The following is a 3,146-nucleotide window of genomic DNA, read 5'->3' on the forward strand; positions in this document are numbered from 1 at the left end:
CAGCCCACAAACCAACGGGATGGTCGAGCGTTTCAATGGACGCATTAGCGATGTATTGGCCACTCATCGTTTTGTCTCAGGCGCCGATTTGGCCGAAACGCTGGCACGCTACGTGTTGCTCTACAATCAACATTTGCCACAACTGGCGCTGGGACATCGCACGCCGATCCAGTCCATGAAAGAATGGCAGAAAACGCATCCAGAATTATTCAAAAAACGTATCAGCAATCGTCCGGGACTGGACATTTATGTGGCGGAACAATGATTTTTGCGTCGGGTTCCGTTTAGCGAAGACCGAGATGGAAACCCGCGCAAATTTCCAGAGTGATTGGTGTTAGCTGCGGCATGGCTAAATTTCCAAGAGATTTGAAGGCTTCATTATCGGCCAGCTGCAGGTATTTGTAAGTAGCAGGACGGTGAAAACAGCGCTTACTGCATTCACGATCCTGCTGCATGGCGCTGACTTTGGCGCTTTAGCCGAGTTGCCAATGTGGCAATGGGCTGAGTGCCTGAATGTTTTCGCGCGCGGCGACGGCGTCAATCCATCTCGGGGGGCTTGCAGCTGATTATCGATATGGTTGTAAACCATAAATACATTGCTGCGCGCATACAGCGAAATATTGCTATTGGAACCATGCATGGTGTTGCAATCAAAAAAGACCACCGAGCCTGCTGGGCCTGTTGGCATTTCAATGCCATTTTTCTCCACTAAAAATTGCAAGCTAATCGGGTCGGGCACGCCGTATTCTTGTTTCTTAAGTGAAGTTTGGTAGTGATTGTCAGGCGTTTTACCTACGCATGAAATAAAGAAATGCTGCGAGCCGGGAATCAGCATGAGTGCGCCATTAAAAGCATTGTTGTCGGTGAGGCTAATGGCGCAGCTGACGGCGCGCATCGCAGGCATGCCGTCTTCGATATGCCAAGTTTCAAAATCCGAATGCCAATAAAACTCTTTGCCGACCAAGCCCGGTTTGTAATTAATTCGGGATTGATGAATATACGTTTCACCGCCAACGATTTGCTCGGCAATCTTGAGTAAACGCTGATCTCGTACTAAGCGAGAAAATATCGTGTTGATGCGATGAATAAGTAATTTCGTGCAACTGATTGGAAAAGCTTCGAACCGGTGTCGTGGCAAAGCCAGTTACCAAGCGCCTTCTACGCAGGAGGTAGTTGAGACTTTCCAATTGGTTATGCACCACTACTTATATAAAGACCGAACGCACTGCGCCGCTATCACGCTCCGTGATGGCTTCCGCGCGACCTGTACCGGCAAATTCATCACGGACATTTTCCATTTCTTGGTAGAGTTTGGCGACTTCTTCGCTAGAAAATAAGCTCGGTAAAACCAAAAATCCATTTTCATCAAATTGGCGCGCTTGCTCTGGGCTAAGCGCTGCCGCTTCGGGTTTGCCATGCAGTACAGGCTCGCGGCGTTTAACAATAGCGGCTTCTTTTTCGCGCGATGGGTAACCGTAGTGAGTTGTTTCAATCATTTTGATCTCCTCTCATTTCAGTCGCATTGGCTTGGCTGCTGGCGGCAGGGTAGGCGCCATCTTTATCGTGGACTTCGCGGCCAGTGATCGGTGGATTAAACACGCAGACCAAACGTAATCTGGTCGACGCGCGCAATAGATGTTGATCGTGCTCGTTGAGGGCATACAACATGCCGGGATAAATACGATGTCTTTCGCCACTCGGTACCAGCTCGATTTCGCCTTCACCGTCAATGCAATAGACTGCTTCGAGGTGATTTTTGTACCAGATGGGCGTTTCCGTACCGGCATGAATAATGGTTTCATGCATAGAAAAACCCATGCCATCATCGGCGAGCAATAGGCGGCGACTGGACCAATTTTCCGCCGCCACATCGCGAGCTGTATTTATAATCTCACTGAGGTGACGGACAATCATACGCCCACCGCCTGACGTGAGTCGCTGACGCTGTGCTCGCTGCTTTCCGTCAAGATCGTTTTGATTTCGGCATCGGCCAAGATTTTTCGTGTGAGTTTGGCGAGTAATTGCAGCCCCTGTTTTAACTGTGCAACTTCAATAGTGAGCGGTGGCAAAATTTTGAGCACTTCATCATATGCGCCGCAGCCTTCAATAATCAGCCCTTGCGCAAAAGCCGCGCAGGTCACGGCATCAGAATTCGCAGGGTCTTGAAACACCAAACCTTGCATCAAGCCCAGACCACGCGTACTAAGCTGATCTGGAAATTCGGCAACCAATTCATCCAACTGCGCTTTAACAATGGCGGCTTTTCCCGCAATCGAATCGGTGAATTTCTGATCGCGCCAAAATATATTTAGTGCCGTTGTAGCAGTCACAAAGGCCAGATTATTGCCTCGGAATGTGCCGTTATGCTGCGCGGGTTTCCAGATGTCATATTCCGGTTTGATCAACACCAAGGCCATCGGTAAACCCAGGCCAGACAGTGATTTTGATAGCGTCACAATATCGGGCTTGATGCCAGCGCGTTCAAAACTAAAGAATTCGCCAGTCCGGCCGCAACCGGCTTGAATATCGTCAACAATCAATAAAATGTTGAAGTCTTGGCAGATTTTTGCAATTGCTTGCAGCCATGCCACGCTAGCCACATTCACTCCGCCTTCGCCTTGCACGGTTTCTAAAATAATCGCAGCGGGCAAATCCGAGCCGCTGGATGGATCGACCAGCCTTTGGCGTAACTGAATCGCACCGGGTTTCGCGGAGGCTATTTAGTTTGAGTCAGACCAACATGGCCTGCTCGCTTTGGTTGCGATAATAGTTTGCTTCTGCTTCCGCAGGTGGGATATGGCCAATCGACCCAAGCAAACGATGGTGATTGAACCACGAAACCCATTCCAATGTCGCTAGCTCCACAGATTCTAGGCTTTTCCACGGACCTAAACGATGAGTTAAATGACCCCCAGCAAAGCTGGGGGCTTATTAGAGGAACGCCTCGAAGGCGTCAACAAACCAAGTGCCGCCCAAGGCGGCGAGTCACAACCCCAGCTTCATCTGGTCGTAACGCTCATCTTCCTTTTCTTGATTTCGGATATAGGCTCTGACCATTGCTTCATCCAAACCCACCGTCGAAACAAAATAGCCGCGCGCCCAAAAAACTTCACCGGTGAAGTTTTTCGTCCTACCACCAAATTGCC

6 protein-coding genes and 1 pseudogene are annotated in these 3,146 nt (G+C 49.7%); 1 reads left to right on the forward strand and 6 read right to left on the reverse strand.

Annotated elements, in window-relative coordinates:
• Positions 1-265: integrase core domain-containing protein (locus FLS37_RS16580; protein WP_157671069.1), on the forward strand; the 265-nt coding region annotated here is incomplete at its 5' end.
• A gap of 84 nt (positions 266-349) precedes the next feature.
• Here FLS37_RS16580 and FLS37_RS16585 read toward each other — a convergent pair.
• The 6 genes and pseudogenes from FLS37_RS16585 to FLS37_RS16610 all read right to left on the reverse strand — a co-directional run.
• Complete coding sequence (locus FLS37_RS16585; RefSeq protein WP_198314692.1) at positions 350-1,138, reverse strand: phytanoyl-CoA dioxygenase family protein; 789 nt, start codon at positions 1,136-1,138, stop codon at positions 350-352.
• Positions 1,139-1,205: 67 nt separating this feature from the next.
• Positions 1,206-1,496: a phytanoyl-CoA dioxygenase family protein gene (locus FLS37_RS16590; protein ID WP_157671070.1), complete on the reverse strand. Its 291-nt coding sequence runs from the start codon at positions 1,494-1,496 to the stop codon at positions 1,206-1,208.
• Complete coding sequence (locus FLS37_RS16595) at positions 1,489-1,914, reverse strand: ectoine synthase (protein ID WP_157671071.1); 426 nt, start codon at positions 1,912-1,914, stop codon at positions 1,489-1,491. The genes FLS37_RS16590 and FLS37_RS16595 overlap by 8 nt, the downstream gene beginning before the upstream one ends.
• The gene (locus FLS37_RS16600) at positions 1,911-2,651 is read right to left on the reverse strand and encodes an aminotransferase class III-fold pyridoxal phosphate-dependent enzyme (RefSeq protein ID WP_198314693.1); all 741 of its coding nucleotides are present in this window, start codon (positions 2,649-2,651) and stop codon (positions 1,911-1,913) included. Before FLS37_RS16600 ends, FLS37_RS16595 begins: the two co-directional genes overlap by 4 nt.
• Before the next feature lie 79 nt (positions 2,652-2,730).
• Positions 2,731-2,898, reverse strand: a pseudogene (locus tag FLS37_RS16605) (IS3 family transposase); the annotation flags it as partial.
• A gap of 87 nt (positions 2,899-2,985) precedes the next feature.
• Positions 2,986-3,146: transposase (locus tag FLS37_RS16610; protein WP_198314570.1), on the reverse strand; the 161-nt coding region annotated here is incomplete at its 5' end.

Origin of the sequence: Chitinibacter sp. GC72 (genome assembly GCF_009760905.1) — a bacterium.
Lineage (GTDB): Bacteria > Pseudomonadota > Gammaproteobacteria > Burkholderiales > Chitinibacteraceae > Chitinibacter.